The organism is Dethiosulfovibrio faecalis, assembly GCF_021568795.1.
GTDB lineage: Bacteria > Synergistota > Synergistia > Synergistales > Dethiosulfovibrionaceae > Dethiosulfovibrio > Dethiosulfovibrio faecalis.
Genome location: NZ_JAKGUE010000001.1, coordinates 48,790 through 64,430, shown reverse-complemented (window position 1 = coordinate 64,430; position 15,641 = coordinate 48,790). Strand labels below are relative to the sequence as shown.

Here is a 15,641-nt window from a genome sequence, read left to right as displayed (position 1 = left end):
GCAATTTAAAAAGGGGCCCCTAGGGCCCCTCCGGTAAGGTTCAAGTCTAGTCCGTAGGTTCCAATAGGCCGTATCCGCCGGACTTTCTCTTGTAGACGACGTTCATGGCACCGTTCTCGGCGTTGGAAAAGATGAAGAACGAATGCCCCAGAAGGTCCATCTGCATACAGGCCTCCTCTGCGCTCATGGGCCTGAGGGGGAACTTCTTGACCTTGACGATCTTCTCCTCTTTTTCCTCCACCGACGGTTTCGACATATCCGCCAAGATGTCGTCTATGTTGAACGACACGTCGTGGGTCTTCAGTTGAACTCTATCGACAAGATACTTCTTGTGCCTGCGTATGCGCCTCTCAAGATTCTTGAGGGCTATATCGAAGGCCTTTCTCAGATCCGAATCCCTCTCCTCTCCCCTCATGATGACGCCGTTGACGTTGGAGGTCACCTCGACGGTGTGAATACCCCGACTGAGATTGAGGACGATCTGGTTATCAAGGATCTTGGGGAAGAATTTCTCCAGTTTGGAGAGCTTCCTCTCCATGTATTCCTTCAGTTCGTCCGCCAGTTCCACGTTGCGAGCAACAAAACGAATGTCCATTCTATTTCCTCCCTTCCTCCAACAGGTGCGTCTATCTACGCAATCGTATTTTAACACCTGTCCTCACATCCCTGCAACCGATGGAGGCTTACATAAAGTATAAACGACTTTCGTCAAAAGGACGAGAGCGCTGTAGCTTTTCCTCGTTTTTTTTGTTTAAATGGCTATACGCGATTCCGGAACGACAAATAATCTAAGGAGATGAGCGGAATGGTTCTTTCTGAAAGGGCACGAACGCTTGAACCCTCGGCCACTCTGGCCGTGGTGGCCAAGGCAAAGGCGATGAAGAGGGAGGGTAAGCCCGTAATTTCCTTCGGTGCCGGAGAGCCGGACTTCAACTCGCCCGAGTCCGCCCTCAAGTACGCAGTAGAGGCAATGGAAAAAGGTTACACCCACTATACTCCCGGAACCGGAATACCGGAGCTCAAGGAGGCCGTGTGTTCCTACTACTCCAAGAGATTCGGCCTGGAGTACGCCCCAGGAGACGTCGTCGTAGGAGCGGGAGCCAAGATACTTCTCTACGAAGCCCTCAGCTGTATCGTAGATCCGGGAGACGAGGTCATGGTGTTCGCTCCCGCCTGGGTCAGCTACGTGGAACAAATCCGCTTATGCGGGGGCAAAGAGGTCATAGTGGACACATCCGAAACCAACTCCATACCGGACCTGGACGAGGTAAAACGGATGATCTCGGACAAGACGAAATGCATGATGATAAATTCGCCTAACAACCCCACCGGTGCCGTCTACGACGAGGATACCCTTAAGGGATTGGCCGCCATCGCTGTTGAGAAAGACATAGTCATAATATACGACGAGATATACGAACAGCTGGTCTACGGCGATGCCGCTCACCATCAGATAGTCGCATTGGCTCCTGAGGTCCGGGATCATACGATAATTATAAACGGGGTCAGCAAGGCCTACGCCATGACGGGATGGAGAATAGGCTACGCCCTGGGACCGTCCGAACTGATGGCCAAGGTGGGAGCGGTGCAGGGACATCTCACCTCCAATCCCTGCTCCATCGCTCAGTACGCAGCCCTCGGAGCTCTCAAGGAAGCCGACGATGACATCGTGAAGATGCACGGTCATTTTTCCGACAGAAGAGACCTCATCCTCAAGCTCCTCGGCGAGATACCTCTGATCGAGTTCGTAGAACCCCAGGGGGCTTTCTACGTTCTGGTCAACGTTAAAAAAGCCCTGGGCAAAAGCAGCGACGGAGAGAAACTGACCGACGATGTCCATTTCTGTCAGAAACTGCTGGAGAAATCCTATGTGGCCATGGTTCCAGGAAGCGCCTTCTTCGCACCGGGACACATAAGGGTTTCATACTCCAACTCGACGGAGGAGATCGTAGAGGGAATGAGACGACTCAAGGAGTTCATAGAGAAGCTGAGTTAAACGAAACGACGTACTACGAACGGGGCCCTTCGAAGAGGACCCCGTTTACTTTACCTATATCCAATTCATATGGCTTGCCAATATCTCCAAACCTATTAGGCAGAGACAAAGGCCTCCCAACATCTCCGCTCTGTGTCCAGTGGCGCTTCCCAGACGACACCCGGCCATCGCTCCGAAGACGGAAAGAAGGTAGGTTATAACCCCAGCAGCGAGGGCCAAAGGCATGACGGACTCCCCTAAAGTGGCGGTGGAAAAACCGACCGCCATGGCGTCTATAGAGGTAGCCACGGCCAATCCCAGCAGGACCCTGGTCTTGGCCGTGTCTAGACCGGAGCAGTCTTTGTCTGGCTTGATAGACTCGAATATCATGTTTCCCCCGACAAACCAGAGAAGACCGGCGGCTATCCAGTGATCCCAGGCCGACACGAATGACACGGCGGTAGCTCCCAAAACCCCACCCAACAGAGGCATAGCAAACTGAAAAAAACCGAACATAGAGGCCATCCGTAGGATCTGCCTTACCGGCATGCCGCACCGACAGGCCCCGGCGCCTAGAGAGACCGAGAAAGCGTCCATCGCCAGGGCGGACGCCGTAGCTACTACCACACCCATCTCGGACATCCACCGTTACCGTTCAATTGGCAGACCAGACGAGCTTCACCGCCTCGCCGATATTTTCCCCCCGTTCTATAGGCCCGTAGACCCTGAGGGATTTTTTGGGAGGGATGCCAACGTCGAACACAGCTATTCCAAGGTCTTCTCCTCCCGCTCCCTGAAAGACTACCTTCGCCTTCAGGGGCTGAAAGAGCTCGCCGTCGTTTTTTACCGTCACATAGAGACGATTCCACTTTATATGAGGTTTGCTCCAGGACAGGTTGAAATAACCGTCCACCTTGCCCGAGTCTGGCAAGGCCGCCCAGGCCGTCCCTATCGAAGCTAAGGCCAGCAAAACAGCTGAGAAAATCGCAAGATACTTTTTCATCGAACTCCCCCTATACACGATGTCAATTCACCGGGTTTCTCGGTTCCTTTCCTTCCAGCACGTCCAGCATATTGGAAGCGGCCATTGTAGCCATGGCATCCCTTGCCTCCCTGGTGGCGCTGCCTATATGGGGCAACATGACCACGTTTTCGAGCGACAGTAGGGGATCATCCGACGATATCGGTTCCTCGTCGTAGACGTCTAAACCGGCGGCGCCGATGACCCCGTCTCTGAGAGACTCGTAGAGTGACGTCTGGTCCACGACAGGGCCTCTGGATGTGTTCACCAGAACCGCGTCCGGCTTCATCCTTTCCAGCTCTTTCTTACCGATAAGCCCTCTCGTACGATCGTTCAGAGGGCAATGGAGGCTTAGATAGTCACTTTTCTCCAGGATCTCTTCAAATGAGACCCATCGGGGACAGTCGTCCTGAGCCGTCGCAGGACCTCCCGAAGGGGTATGATAGATTACCTTCATGCCGAATCCGGCCGCCCTTCGGGCCACGGCCTTCCCTATTCTTCCGAAGCCTATCAAGCCCAGGGTCTTGCCGAATATCTCCCGTCCCAACAACATGGTGGGATGCCAACAGGTCCATTTTCCGGAACGAAGATACCTCTCCGCCTCGGTGAACCTGCGGGACGCCGCCACAAGCAACCCGAAGGCTATGTCGGCGGTGGCCTCCGTCAGAACGCCAGGGGTGTTCGTTATCTTTACCCCTCTAGAAGTGGCCTCCTCCACGTCGACGTTGTTGTAACCTACCGCGTAGTTGCTGACCACCTTAACCCTCGGGGCGTTGTCGAAGAACTCCGAGTCCACCTTCTCGGTCAACATGGTGATAACTCCGTCCACGTCGGATATCTCCTTCAAAAGCAGATCCCTCGGAACCGGTCCATCTCCGTCCCAGCACCGATATTCTACTTTTCCATTCAATAAATTTAAACCGGCCTCCGGAATTTTATGGCATACATAGACTTTATTCATGGTATTCCTCCTTTTCAACAGAGCATCTCAAAGGTATCATAAGACGATTCGGAGAGAAAGCATTTAAAATCCTGATCCCCTGCGACAGGGCATCTCGTTGAAATGCTTTTCAACCAGGTCTATACTTATATTATATTCTTTAAGTAAAGACATCTTCATTATTTCAGGAGGGATCATCGTGGCAAGTTGGCTAGAAAGGCAGTTTAAGCTGAAAGAAGTCGGGAGCGACGTTAAGACGGAGGTTATGGCCGGTATCACCACCTTCATGACCATGGGATACATAATTTTCGTCAACCCGGGCATATTGTCCAAAACGGGGATGCCCTTCGGTCCTCTCATGGTAGCGACCTGTCTCGCCAGCGCTCTGGCAACTTTACTCATGGCGTTAATGGCCAACTACCCCATAGCTCTCTCGTCCGGCATGGGACTCAACGCCTTCTTCGCCTTTTCCGTGGTGCTGGGTATGAACATACCTTGGGAAGTGGCCTTAGCGGCGATCTTCGTGGAAGGACTCCTATTCATAGTCCTTACACTGACCAAGGTACGAGAGGCTATAGTCAACAGTATACCGAAATCCCTTAAGATCAGCATCTCCACCGGAATAGGCTTTTTCATAGCCCTCATAGGTCTTGAGGGATCGGGAATCGTCGTAGACAATCCCGCCACCCTGGTAGGTCTGGGCAATCTGGCCTCCAAGCCGGTCATACTTACGATAATAGGCTTCGTCATAATGATGGCCCTGGAAGCCCACAGAGTCAAGGGAGCCATCCTGTGGGGAATCCTGGCCGTAACTGCCATAGCTGTGCCTATGGGAGTGGCTTCCATGCCGGAAGGGATAGTCTCCATGCCTCCCTCCATCGCTCCGATCTTCATGAAGATGGATTTCTCCCAGCTGGCGAACGGAACCTTCTGGATAATAGTCTTTACGTTCTTCTTCGTGGACTTTTTCGACACGGTCGGCACTCTGGTAGGGGTCACCAACAGAGCCGGACTTCTCGACGACAAGGGCAACCTACCCAGGGCCAGAAACGCCTTAATGGCGGACGCCATAGGGACAACTTGCGGAGCTGTTCTCGGCACCTCTACTATCACGTCCTTCGTCGAAAGCGCCAGCGGAGTCGAACAGGGCGGCAGGACCGGGCTCACCGCTCTCGTGACGTCGGTACTCTTCCTTCTGGCCATTTTCTTCAGTCCCATAGTGTCCATCGTTCCGGCCTGTGCGACCGCTCCCGCTCTGATCATGGTCGGGGTCTACATGATGATGAGCCTCAAGGACCTGGACTTCGACAGCTACACCGACGTTATTCCGGCGGCTATAGCTATATTTATCATGCCTTTCACCTACAGCATAGCCAACGGGATAGAGTTCGGCATCCTCACTTTCGTGATCCTCAAGTTCGCGGCCGGTAAGAAAAACGAGATAAGCCCCGTAATGTGGGGACTTTTCGTCATATTCATTCTCAAGGAGATATTCGTGTAAAACTCACCGAACGACAAAGAAGGGGCAGGGCTTTCGTTTAGAGAGCCCTGCCCCTCTCTATAGTGGGTGAGATGAAACAGAAAGGGGAGTTATTCGACATGAACGTGAAATCCATGCTGGCTCAGGCCAGAGGCGAAAAGACGGCGGACCTGGTTATATCCAACGTCACGGTTCCCAATCTGTTCAGTTTCGAGCTGGAGGTGACCGACGTAGCCGTTTCGGGCGACCTCATAGTCGGGGTAGGAGAAGGATACACAGGCAAGAGAACAGTTGACGGGGCCGGGAAATATCTGGTTCCAGGGTTCATAGACGGACACTGTCACATAGAGAGCACCATGTTGACTCCGGAGGGATTCGCCGAGTTGGTCCTTCCTAGAGGGACTACTGCGGTATTCGCCGATCCTCACGAGATAGCCAACACGTCCGGAATGGCCGGTCTGGAGTATATGCACAGGGCCTCTAGAACCCTTCCTATGGACGTATTCCTGAACGCTCCGTCCTGCGTTCCGGCCTCCCCCTTCGAGACCCCCTTCGACAGACTGGACTCTATGGCCCTGGACCGGATGTTTCGAAAAGGATGGTGCACCGGCCTCGGAGAGGTTATGAACTACCCGGGCGTTTTGGAAGGCGATCCCGATCTATGGGGCAAGATACTCGTCTCGGGAGATCAGGTGAAGACCGGACACGCTCCGGGCCTCACGGGAAAGGACCTGTGCGCCTACCTCCTGAGCCGATGCGATTCGGACCATGAATCCTACGAGCTGGACGAGGCGGTAGAAAAGCTTCGCAGAGGCATGTGGGTGATGATAAGAGAGGGAGCGAGCGAGCACAACCTGGAGGATCTGGCCCCGATGATAGTCCAGGACGAGAGACGGGGATGTCGATCCATGATGGTGAGCGACGATCTCAACGTCCCCCACATCTTAAGCAGAGGACACATGGACGAGAAGCTCAGGATGGCTCAGAGGCTCGGGATATCCTTCCTGACCGCTCTCAGGATGGTGACTCTCTCCGCCGCGGACTATTTCGGACTGAAGGACAGAGGGGCCATTGCGCCGGGCTACAGGGCCGACATGGTCCTCATCGACTCCACGGAAAACTGCAGAGCCGAGATGGTCTGGAAGGACGGTACGTTGGTGGCGGAAAACGGGTCCCTGTCCAACTACCCTCTTGCCAGAGAGGGACGCTATCCATCGCCGTCCAAGACGACCAAGATCCCCGACTCGGAAGATCTGAAGGTAAAATTCCAAGGCGGGAATATAAGGGTGATAGGCACAAAACCGGGACAGCTGGTGACGGAGCATCTCATAATGCCCCCAAAGATAAAAGACGGCTTTGTTATATCCGACATCGAGAAGGACGTCGTAAAGATGGCGGTGGTCGACAGAAACACCGACAGCGGCAGGGTGAGCATAGGGTTCGTTCACGGAATAGGCTTAACAGGAGGTGCCATAGCATCCTCGGTGGCCCACGACGCTCATAATTTCGGCGTCATAGGGACGAACGACGACGACATGGTGTCGGCTCTCCAGGAGCTGAGACGATTAGGTGGTGGATTCGTCTCCGTGTTGGACGGAAAAATCCTGTCCTCCCTACCACTGCCGGTCGGAGGGCTTATGAGCCAGGAAAGCCCCGAAGAGATCATGGGGCAATACGAGAGGATGGAGATATCGGTCGAAAAGCTGGGCTGTTCTCTGGAACATCCTTTTATGATCATGGCCTTTCTGTCTCTATCGGTGATACCTACGCTCAAGTTGACGGATCAGGGATACGTCGATCTGGACGCTGGGGGGCTGCTGGATCTTTTCGTATGAAAAGAACATATAAAAGCGGAGGAGAAGGGGGTTCCCTTCTCCTCCGCTTTTTAAAAAGGCTAGAACTTGGTGAGGATCTCCTCTTCCTTGTCCTTCATGACCTTGTCGATATCCTGTATGTACCCATCGGTTATCTTCTGGATCTGATCCAAAAAGTCATGGTACTGATCCTCGCCTATCTCCGATTCGTTCAGCTTTTTCTTGTAGAAATCGTTACAGTCCCTACGCAGGTTTCTTACCGCGATCCTGGCCTCCTCGGAAAGCTTATGGACCATCTTGGTAAGCTCTTTACGCCTGTCTCCCGTGAGTTCCGGCAGGTTCAGCCTTATGACCTGTCCGTCGTTCTGGGGGGTTACGCCGAGATCGGAGGCTAAGATGGCCTTCTCCAAGTCCTTAAGGACGGTCTTGTCGAAGGGAGTTATAAGAAGAGATCTCCCCTCCGGAACGCTTATGGTGGCAAGCTGTTTAAGCGGAGTCGACGCTCCGTAGTAGTCCACCTTGATGTCGCTTACCAAACCAGGATGAGCCCTTCCCGTCCTGATTCCTACGAACTCCCCTTTAAGGAAGTCCACCGCTTTCTCCATTTTCTCTTCAAGATCGAACTTCGTTACCTCGCTCATGGAAACACTCTCCTTTTCGGTGGCGCTGATCTGTGATCCGGCTATTCCCCCGAAACTATCGTACCAATCTTCTTACCTCGGATCAAGAAATCGGCCAATCTACCGTCCTCCAGAACGTTCATGACCACTATGGGAATCTTGTTTTCCATACACAGGGAGAAGGCAGCGGCATCCATGACCTCTATTCTCTGCCTCAGAGCATCCATATAGGTCAAGGAGGAATAGAGGACGGCATCGGAGTTCTTCATGGGATCTTTATCGTATATGCCGTCGACTTTGGTGGCCTTCACGAGACACTGGGCACCTATCTCTGCGGCCCGAAGAGCCGCTGCCGTGTCAGTGGAAAAATAGGGAGAGCCTGTCCCGGCGGAGAAGATGAGAACACGTCCCTTGTCCATATGTCTGAGGGCCCTTCTTCGGATATAGGGCTCGGCTATCTCCTGCATCTGGATGGCCGTCTGAACCCGGGTGGGGATGCCCTGTTTCTCCAGTACGTCCTGAAGAGCCAGGGAGTTTATAACAGTACCAAGCATTCCCATGTAATCGGCCTGAGACCTCTCTATGCCCTCGTCGACGGCCTGTTTACCCCTGAAGAAATTGCCCCCCCCTACGACCAGTCCGACCTCGACTCCTGCTCTCGAGATCTCCACGATCTGGTGGGATATGCTTCTGATGGCGTCGAAGTCCAATCCGAAACCGAGCTTGCCGGCCAACACCTCTCCGGAAAGCTTCAACAATATCCTCTTGTATTTAAACTCTGCCACTGACGAATCCCCCCGTGTTTTTCCAAAAAAAAGGGGCCAGGATAAGGAATCCCTGAGCCCCTCTATCGTTGATCTAACTACTCTCCGATCGAGAATCTGGCGAAACGACGGACCACCATGTTCTCGCCAAGCTTGGCGACCGCCTCTATAACGAGATCCTTGATCTTTTTGTCGCCGTCCCTGATCCAAGGCTGTTCCATAAGACACACGGTCTCGTAGTATTTGCGGACCCTGCCCTCGGCGATCTTGTCCAGGATATTCTCCGGTTTGCCCTCCTGAAGGGCCTGCTGACGGTAAACCTCTATCTCGCGATCGAGCTCCTCCGAGGGTACTTCCTCGGGAGAAACGTAGAGCGGAGCGGCAGCGGCCACGTGCATGGCTATCTCGTGTCCCAGCTCCTGGAACTCGTCGGTTTTAGCCACGAAATCGGTCTCGCAGTCGAGCTCGAGAAGGACACCGATCTTACCGGTGGTATGGATGTAGGAGAAAACCCTTCCCTCTTTGGCCGCACGGCTGGCCTTCTTTGCCGCCTTAGCCAATCCCTTTTCCCTAAGATAGTCAACTGCCTTTTCAACGTTGCCGTCGCACTCGGTAAGAGCGTTCTTGCAGTCCATCATGCCACAACCGGTACGTTCTCTAAGACTCTTGACGTCAGATGCGCTGATTGCCATGGTCAGATCCTCCCTTATTCCTTTAAAAAGAAGACAGCTCTATCGACGGCCGTCCTGATATTAGTCTTCACCCTCGGCGGTGTCTTCTCCATATGCCTCGGTGAGCTTTTCCTTGACCTCGATGATGTCGTTGTCGCTGACATCGTCGGAATCGTCGGATCCGTTGGCTCCGTCCACTCCCTGACGTCCCTCTATTACGGCGTCAGCCATGAGCCCGGAGATGAGCTTGATGGCCCTTATGGCGTCGTCGTTTCCGGGGATGGGATAGTCGATGACCTCGGGATCGCAGTTCGTATCGACTATGGAGATGACCGGTATACCAATCTTCCTGGCCTCTTTGACTGCTATGTCCTCACGACGAGGATCGATAATGAAGAGTGCATCGGGAAGGACCTTCATGTTCTTTATGCCGAGAAGGTACTTCTCAAGTTTGGCCTTCTGCTTTTTGAGCAGGACCACCTCTTTTTTGGTAAGATCGTTCCAGGAGCCGTCAGACTCCATGCGATCGAGCTCGACCATCTTGAGAACCCTTTTACGGATGGTCTGGAAGTTGGTGAGCAAGCCACCGAGCCAACGCTGGTTGATGTAGTGCTGGCCACAGCGGATGGCCTCTTCTCTGATGGTGTCCTGAGCCTGGCGCTTGGTCCCTACGAAAAGAACGCTGCCGCCTTCCTTGGAGACCTCTCTCAGGAAAGAATAGGACTTCTCAAGTCCCTTGACGGTCTTCTGAAGGTCGATGATGTAGACGCCGTTTCTCTCGGTGAAGATAAACGGCTTCATCTTGGGATTCCAGCGGCGGGTCTGGTGACCGAAATGGACACCGCACTCGAGAAGCTGCTTCATGCTGACTACGGACATGGTGTTTCCTCCTTAATGAATGTGGTTTTATCCTCCACCGGGCTACGAGAACGGGAACCAAAAAGGCACCACCCCGACCTCCGACCCGATGTGTGGAATGCGCCCCATATAAATATGGGCCATCGGAAAGTATAGCATAGTCGGACTTGACCATCAAGAAGCTTCATATTACCATGACCGAGGTTTTTTGAATCGTGAGAGACTCGGATAGAGTATCCTCAAAAAGGGAAGGGGTAGCACAGTGACACAGTCTTTGATAGAACAACTGGACGATCTCTCTCCGGAGAGAAAGGCCATGCTCAATCGACTTCGAAGGGTCGAGGGACAGCTCAGGGGAATCCAGAGGATGATAATAGAGGAAAAGGATTGTTGCGACGTTCTGCTACAGCTTTCCGCCGCAAGAAAGGCGCTTCAAAACGCCTGTCTGGAGATACTCAAGAACTACATTTCCATCTGCATGACCGACGGTCTATCCGAAAACGACGTCGACGTGAAGAGGCTCCAGAAACTTATAGAGGCACTGGTGGACATAGCGCCGATAAAATAGAGAAAGCTCCCTACAGGAGACCCAGGGATCCGTGGCACCCAAGGGACACCGCTTACCGCTGCTTCCTTCCGGACCTGACGGGGTTCACGGGCTCTCGCCGCACGGGACTGGGCCCCCTGTAGGGAGCTTTTCGATGACGGAGGCCATTGTATCAGAACTGGGTAAATCATACAACTCGACAAAACAACACGGCCGCTAAAATCCAAAGGGCCATGAGAGGCACCAGAGTTCCAAGATACCACCCCAAGAGTTTAAACACTGTCTTTCTCGGAAAGAGGCCGGACCAAAAAGCCAGATTCTGCCTCCCTATCCTGGACAGACTTCCCAAAGAGTTTCCCACAAGAAGGGCTAAAACGGCCTCCGCAGAGGAGATATGGCCTCCGGAGACGGCTGCTCCAGCGGCGGCCAAGGCGGCGGAGTTATGGGCCATTCCCGCCAAGGCTACGGACCAGCCCAAGGGAGACATGGACAGCCCCCTGCCCCATTCCCTGAACATCGGCTCCAAAAAGGGCATCCCCCAGAATGCCAGGGCGAAAAAAAACCATCCCCACGGCAACGTCCTGCATAGCATTCCCCACAGAGAGGGGACCTTCCCGCTGCCTTGCCAGTTGACCTCCTCCAGGTCGACCGACCGACCGTGTCTCAACACAAGTCCAAGAAAAAAACAGAATCGGACGGCGCTTCTGAGCAAAAGGGACAAAGCGTATATTCCACCGGAGAGACCGGCCAATCCTATGGACATCCCCAGAGTGGACGTAGACCAACGTCTCAGATATCCTGGAAAGGAGATGAGCTGAACTCCCCATACCAAATCTCTTTCCTCAAGCCTTCCCTGCTCCGCCGCAGAGGCCAGCATTCCGGCCGCTACCCTTGACGACCCCAGGCTCAAGGCCAGAGCCGTCACTATGTCCGGGTGGATTCCCCATCTCGCGATTTTCGGTCCTATACGGGCCAAAAGCCTGTCAGAGACCCCGAAGCGCACCAGGAGCCACCCGAAGAACAGGCCTATCAGGACGTTCACGGTCAGGATGGCTTCCCCTCTCATGAAGTCACCCCATAGTCCCCAATCCATCACAGCCTAAAGATCCTCGGGAAAAAAGAAATCCGTCAACCGTTTAACGGAGGACTCCATCCTGTAGACCGACGGACGGCTCAGGTCTCTCTCGTCCATAAAGAGGATCCTCTTTCCCCTCAATATCTCTATCCAGGGCCTTTCGTACACGGATTTTTCCGTCACGTCGTTCATGGCACCCTGCTGGACTATGTAGACATCCAAGGTCGGAGTTATACCGATCAATCGCTCCATTCCGTAAGGGGCCAAGGGACTCCCCTCTCTCAGGGGAGAAGCATCGGACGCTCCGTTTACCCCTCCGGCCAATTCGAGAATTCCGGCGGCCCAGCTGTCGGGAGAACAGGTCCTTATGCCTTTTTCGCCGGTCTCCAAAAAGAAAACCGGTTTTTTCCCGCCTGCCCTGCGGGTCTCCGCCATTATGGAAAGTCGCTCGATGGAACGGGCCAGAAGATCCACCTGGACGTCGTCTCTATCGCCGAAGAGCTCTCCTATGGTCCTGACGTAATCGAACAGTGACGTCCACACCGGAGGATCCAGGTTCACCACGGGAATACCGGTCCGTCTAAGGACGTCGAGCGCTCGACCGTGGGTACCCTCCAGCATAGGTCTCGATAGGATCAGGTCTGGGTTCAGCGCTATGATCGATTCGGGATCGAAGTTACGAGACAGCCTGGGTATCCCTGGGAAAAGCTCTCCATCGTCGCTTTGAGACACCGCCACCAGCCGATCCCCATAGCCCATGGCCAACAGTGTCTCGCTATGTCCGGCATAGAGAGAGACCACCTTCGTGGCGGGACCGGAGAGACATACAGAGTTCCCCAGGTCGTCGTGAACGACTATCCTCCCCTGGGCAAAGGCAATCCCCGCGAAGAACAGATAGAAAGCCATCAATCCAGCTCGAAAAACCAAAGAGACCTCCCCCTTTCTCCGTCGTATCGATAAAAATTGACTCCGTAGACCTGAGACAGCCTCTCCCGAGAGAGGATGTCCTCCGGATTCCCGTATTTCACCAGACGACCTTCGTCCATAAGCCAGACCTTATCGGCGAACATGGCCGCCAGATTGACGTCGTGAACCGTGACGATAACGGCATGACCCCGATTCGCCATCCCCCTGAGGGACGAGAAGAGAGAGGACACGTGACCTGGGTCCAGAGCGGAGGATGGCTCGTCCATCAGCATAACCGGGCTATCCTGAACGATAGCTCTCGCTATGGCCACCCTCTGTCTCTCCCCTCCAGAAAGCTCCGTAACCGGTCGATCCCATAGATCCGACAGGTCCATGGCGATTGCCGCTCTACGGACGCTCCTCAGTGTCGAGTTTTTTCTAGGCTCGTCCCTGCCGTGAGGTAGGCGCCCCATAGCCAAAACCTCGGTCACGGAAAAGGGATAGTTCATGGAGGGGATCTGATCGACCACGGCGAAGAGAGCGGCCCTCGACCTTCGGCCCATGCTTTCCAGGTCGACTCCGTTCAGCCTGATCGAACCGTCATAGTCTATCAACCCCGCTATAGCCTTCAATAGAGTGCTTTTGCCGCTTCCGTTAGGACCTATCAAAACGGTTATCTCTCCGCCCTTGGCCTCGGCCGAGATGGAGGCCACGCCACCGCCACTTGGATACAGGGCGGAGATATCGTCCAGAACCAGTGAAGTCATCCTCTTCCCCTCTCTCTTATAAGGATCCAGCAGAAAAAAGGACCTCCTACCAGGGAGGTCAGGACACCGACCGGCAGCTCTCCCAGCTCCCTGACGATTCCATCCGCTCCAGAAAGAAGAAGAGCCCCGGTCAACATCGACAGGGGAAGAAGAACTCTGTGAGAGGCGCCTATGGAGATTCTTACGAGATGAGGAACGACGAGGCCGACGAAGCCGATCACCCCGAAAAACGAGACCACAGAGGCGGCAGAGAAAGCCGCGGCAACCGCCAACAAAGGCCTCAGCACCCTCTCGTCGACTCCCAGCACGGCTCCGTTGTTTCCTCCCAGGGAAAGCGCGTCCAGATCGGAGGAGAAGAATAAAGACGAAGATACGATCAAGACACCGAACCAGACCCAAAAGACGCTTCCCCAGGAGGCCCCGGAGAACCCTCCCATGAGCCAGAAGACTATCCCAGCCACCTTATCTCCGGCCAGGGCTTTCGCCAAGGTCACCCCGGCGGACAAAGAGGACCCCACCACTATCCCGGCCAGGACGGTGTGTCCCGTGGATCCGCCTGAACGCCAGGAAATGGCCATGACCAAAGCTAGGGCTACGAGGGCTCCGGCAAAGGCCGATATCGTAACGACCCAACCTGACAATATCGCCAAAGACGCCCCGAAAGCCGCGCCTGAAGCTATTCCTAGAGTGTAGGGTTCAGCCAGAGGGTTGGCGAGAAGGGCTTGCAGAACTACTCCCGATACAGCTAGAGAGGCCCCGGCCCCCATGGAGGCCATTATCCTGGGAAGCCTCACCACCCTGACGATTACATGGGCCTGGTCGTTCGATCCCCACCCCAGAAGGGCCCCTGCCACATCCGAAAGAGACAGGTCGACATCTCCAGAGGTTATACGCCAGAAGAACAAAGCGATCAAAGCGACCGAAAGAAGGGACCCACATAGAAAAGCCCTCTTCCTATCCTGCCTTATGCGATCGGTAATCCTCAAGACGGTCCCTCCCCTTACCAGTAGATAAAAAACAGGCGTCCGAAACCTGAAACAGGCTTCGGACGCAGAGACTAAAATCGATCCAAGTTGCCCTTAAAAGCCATCTCCGGCAGCGGCCCGGTACTTCCGGACCAGCATGGCACCGATCTCGTCGTATTCGCCCAGACCTTTCAGGACGGAGGAGACTCGATACCCTTCGCCTTTGATCACGGTGACCCAGGAATCATCCTCAGGACCGGCCATATCGTTGGTAGCATGGTCTCCGGCGACTATCATCAAGGGAGCCAAGGTCGCCTTACGAGCTCCCTTAGCCTTCAGACGAAGCAGGACGTCGTCCAGAGTAGGAGCCCCCTCGACGGTTCCCACGATGAAACCAGGAAGCGACGACTCCAGAACAGCCTGGAGATGCCCGTATGCGGCGTTGGCAAAATCGGGGGTACCGTGTCCCATCAGGACCACGACTCTGTCCTCGTCGACTTTATCGCCGTAGGTCCTGTCGAGGAAACCGGCCATAGCCTCGAAGTCTTCCTCATGATACAGCAAAGGTTCGCTCAGCACCAGACGATCGAAGCCGTACTTTCCCCTGACCGACTGGAAGGCCCTGACGATCTCCTCCAGGTCTCCATACTCCTCCCCAGGGATGATGTGGGTGGACACCACCACGACGTCGGTGAATCCCTCGTCCCTCATCTTGGACAGAGCGATCATTGGGCTATCGATCGTCTTATTCTCCTCTTTAGCCAATTTACGCCTGATTATGTTGGACGTATAGGCCAGTCGAACCTCCTTGTCGGGACAGGCCGACTTGAGGGTCGCAAAAAGGTTATCTATCGCCCTCTGACCGGACGGAACGGTCGTTCCGAAAGATACCATCAACACGCCTTTCTTGCTCACCGAATCATCTCCCCACGCGACACCAGCGACAAAGATCGCAGAAAACAACAACAAAACCGAGACCAACTTTTTCAACAAACACATCACCTTTCCCGATATATTATGACCAAAGAGACCCCGAAGCGAAATCGCCACGGGGCCTCCATAGACATCATGTGAAATCCGCCCGCGCAGAGACACATCGTCATCTCGAGAACAGCATTCTGGCTCGTTCGAAATTCGAACTTACAGTGGCGGGGCCGCTCCGGAGTCTAACCGGATTCCCTGATCTAAAGATGTCGGATATTCTATTTTTCTCGACCGAGTATATCACAAAAGATGAA

At 54.3% G+C, this 15,641-nt stretch carries 17 protein-coding genes, 1 other RNA gene and 1 riboswitch; of the genes, 4 read left to right on the top strand and 14 right to left on the bottom strand.

The genetic code is table 11. The annotated features are described in order from the left end of the window. Nucleotides 1-46 precede the first annotated feature (46 nt). Nucleotides 47-595 (bottom strand): ribosome hibernation-promoting factor, HPF/YfiA family, encoded by a 549-nt coding sequence (gene hpf, locus L2W58_RS00405; RefSeq protein WP_236100973.1) that lies wholly within the window; start codon nt 593-595, stop codon nt 47-49. 210 nt (nt 596-805) lie between these two features. On the opposite strand from hpf, the gene L2W58_RS00400 reads away from it, so the two are divergent. Further along, nucleotides 806-1,996 carry a pyridoxal phosphate-dependent aminotransferase gene (locus L2W58_RS00400; protein ID WP_236100972.1) on the top strand — a complete coding sequence of 397 codons (1,191 nt, stop codon included), beginning with the start codon at nt 806-808 and terminating at the stop codon, nt 1,994-1,996. A 54-nt stretch (nt 1,997-2,050) separates the two neighbouring features. Here the strand turns inward: L2W58_RS00400 and L2W58_RS00395 are convergent, their stop codons facing one another. From L2W58_RS00395 to L2W58_RS00385, 3 genes are read right to left on the bottom strand one after another with little or no spacing between them, the layout of a single operon-like run. Beyond that, entirely contained in the window at nt 2,051-2,617 is a 567-nt protein-coding gene (locus tag L2W58_RS00395) for a manganese efflux pump MntP (protein ID WP_236100971.1), read from the bottom strand. 13 nt (nt 2,618-2,630) lie between these two features. Continuing rightward, nucleotides 2,631-2,978 (bottom strand): hypothetical protein, encoded by a 348-nt coding sequence (locus L2W58_RS00390; RefSeq protein ID WP_236100970.1) that lies wholly within the window; start codon nt 2,976-2,978, stop codon nt 2,631-2,633. Nucleotides 2,979-3,000: 22 nt separating this feature from the next. Continuing rightward, nucleotides 3,001-3,957, bottom strand: coding sequence for a 2-hydroxyacid dehydrogenase (locus L2W58_RS00385; RefSeq protein ID WP_236100969.1), 957 nt, complete (start codon nt 3,955-3,957; stop codon nt 3,001-3,003). A gap of 178 nt (nt 3,958-4,135) precedes the next feature. On the opposite strand from L2W58_RS00385, the gene L2W58_RS00380 reads away from it, so the two are divergent. Both L2W58_RS00380 and ade read left to right on the top strand, forming a co-directional pair. Beyond that, nucleotides 4,136-5,437, top strand: coding sequence for an NCS2 family permease (locus L2W58_RS00380; RefSeq protein WP_236100967.1), 1,302 nt, complete (start codon nt 4,136-4,138; stop codon nt 5,435-5,437). Nucleotides 5,438-5,535: 98 nt separating this feature from the next. Further along, nucleotides 5,536-7,251 carry an adenine deaminase gene (gene ade / locus L2W58_RS00375; RefSeq protein WP_236100965.1) on the top strand — a complete coding sequence of 572 codons (1,716 nt, stop codon included), beginning with the start codon at nt 5,536-5,538 and terminating at the stop codon, nt 7,249-7,251. 59 nt (nt 7,252-7,310) lie between these two features. Here ade and frr read toward each other — a convergent pair whose 3' ends face one another. The 4 genes from frr to rpsB all read right to left on the bottom strand — a co-directional run bounded on the left by frr (nt 7,311) and on the right by rpsB (nt 10,164). Then, nucleotides 7,311-7,871 (bottom strand): ribosome recycling factor, encoded by a 561-nt coding sequence (frr, locus tag L2W58_RS00370; protein ID WP_236100964.1) that lies wholly within the window; start codon nt 7,869-7,871, stop codon nt 7,311-7,313. A 41-nt stretch (nt 7,872-7,912) separates the two neighbouring features. Continuing rightward, the gene (gene pyrH / locus L2W58_RS00365; protein ID WP_236100962.1) at nt 7,913-8,635 is read right to left on the bottom strand and encodes a UMP kinase; all 723 of its coding nucleotides are present in this window, start codon (nt 8,633-8,635) and stop codon (nt 7,913-7,915) included. A 77-nt stretch (nt 8,636-8,712) separates the two neighbouring features. Next, nucleotides 8,713-9,306 (bottom strand): translation elongation factor Ts, encoded by a 594-nt coding sequence (tsf, locus tag L2W58_RS00360; protein ID WP_236100961.1) that lies wholly within the window; start codon nt 9,304-9,306, stop codon nt 8,713-8,715. 60 nt (nt 9,307-9,366) lie between these two features. Beyond that, nucleotides 9,367-10,164: a 30S ribosomal protein S2 gene (gene rpsB / locus L2W58_RS00355; RefSeq protein WP_236100959.1), complete on the bottom strand. Its 798-nt coding sequence runs from the start codon at nt 10,162-10,164 to the stop codon at nt 9,367-9,369. A 253-nt stretch (nt 10,165-10,417) separates the two neighbouring features. Between rpsB and L2W58_RS00350 the strand changes: the two genes are divergently transcribed. Continuing rightward, nucleotides 10,418-10,711 (top strand): metal-sensitive transcriptional regulator, encoded by a 294-nt coding sequence (locus L2W58_RS00350; RefSeq protein WP_236100958.1) that lies wholly within the window; start codon nt 10,418-10,420, stop codon nt 10,709-10,711. A gap of 15 nt (nt 10,712-10,726) precedes the next feature. Here the strand turns inward: L2W58_RS00350 and ffs are convergent. From ffs to L2W58_RS00320, 6 genes are all read right to left on the bottom strand, one after another. After that, an RNA gene (ffs, locus tag L2W58_RS00345) (signal recognition particle sRNA small type) lies at nt 10,727-10,825 on the bottom strand. A 52-nt stretch (nt 10,826-10,877) separates the two neighbouring features. Further along, the gene (locus L2W58_RS00340) at nt 10,878-11,756 is read right to left on the bottom strand and encodes a hypothetical protein (RefSeq protein ID WP_236100957.1); all 879 of its coding nucleotides are present in this window, start codon (nt 11,754-11,756) and stop codon (nt 10,878-10,880) included. A gap of 33 nt (nt 11,757-11,789) precedes the next feature. Beyond that, a complete protein-coding gene (locus tag L2W58_RS00335) occupies nt 11,790-12,692 on the bottom strand; it encodes an ABC transporter substrate-binding protein (RefSeq protein WP_236100956.1) in 903 nt (300 codons plus the stop codon). Continuing rightward, nucleotides 12,671-13,438: an ABC transporter ATP-binding protein gene (locus L2W58_RS00330; protein WP_236100955.1), complete on the bottom strand. Its 768-nt coding sequence runs from the start codon at nt 13,436-13,438 to the stop codon at nt 12,671-12,673. The genes L2W58_RS00335 and L2W58_RS00330 overlap by 22 nt, the downstream gene beginning before the upstream one ends. Next, a complete protein-coding gene (locus L2W58_RS00325) occupies nt 13,435-14,424 on the bottom strand; it encodes a FecCD family ABC transporter permease (protein WP_236100954.1) in 990 nt (329 codons plus the stop codon). The genes L2W58_RS00330 and L2W58_RS00325 overlap by 4 nt, the downstream gene beginning before the upstream one ends. A gap of 93 nt (nt 14,425-14,517) precedes the next feature. Continuing rightward, nucleotides 14,518-15,318 (bottom strand): sirohydrochlorin cobaltochelatase, encoded by an 801-nt coding sequence (locus tag L2W58_RS00320; protein WP_236100953.1) that lies wholly within the window; start codon nt 15,316-15,318, stop codon nt 14,518-14,520. A gap of 176 nt (nt 15,319-15,494) precedes the next feature. Beyond that, a riboswitch (cobalamin riboswitch) is annotated at nt 15,495-15,632 on the bottom strand. Nucleotides 15,633-15,641: the final 9 nt, after the last annotated feature.

Bases quoted from the DNA above. Each gene is read 5' to 3' on its own strand.
- L2W58_RS00330 (WP_236100955.1), bottom strand. From the start codon at position 13,438: ATGACTTCACTGGTTCTGGACGATATCTCCGCCCTGTATCCAAGTGGC.
- L2W58_RS00385 (WP_236100969.1), bottom strand. From the start codon at position 3,957: ATGAATAAAGTCTATGTATGCCATAAAATTCCGGAGGCCGGTTTAAAT.
- frr (WP_236100964.1), bottom strand. From the start codon at position 7,871: ATGAGCGAGGTAACGAAGTTCGATCTTGAAGAGAAAATGGAGAAAGCG.
- hpf (WP_236100973.1), bottom strand. From the start codon at position 595: ATGGACATTCGTTTTGTTGCTCGCAACGTGGAACTGGCGGACGAACTG.
- rpsB (WP_236100959.1), bottom strand. From the start codon at position 10,164: ATGTCCGTAGTCAGCATGAAGCAGCTTCTCGAGTGCGGTGTCCATTTC.
- L2W58_RS00400 (WP_236100972.1), top strand. From the start codon at position 806: ATGGTTCTTTCTGAAAGGGCACGAACGCTTGAACCCTCGGCCACTCTG.
- L2W58_RS00395 (WP_236100971.1), bottom strand. From the start codon at position 2,617: ATGTCCGAGATGGGTGTGGTAGTAGCTACGGCGTCCGCCCTGGCGATG.
- ade (WP_236100965.1), top strand. From the start codon at position 5,536: ATGAACGTGAAATCCATGCTGGCTCAGGCCAGAGGCGAAAAGACGGCG.
- tsf (WP_236100961.1), bottom strand. From the start codon at position 9,306: ATGGCAATCAGCGCATCTGACGTCAAGAGTCTTAGAGAACGTACCGGT.
- L2W58_RS00390 (WP_236100970.1), bottom strand. From the start codon at position 2,978: ATGAAAAAGTATCTTGCGATTTTCTCAGCTGTTTTGCTGGCCTTAGCT.
- L2W58_RS00340 (WP_236100957.1), bottom strand. From the start codon at position 11,756: ATGAGAGGGGAAGCCATCCTGACCGTGAACGTCCTGATAGGCCTGTTC.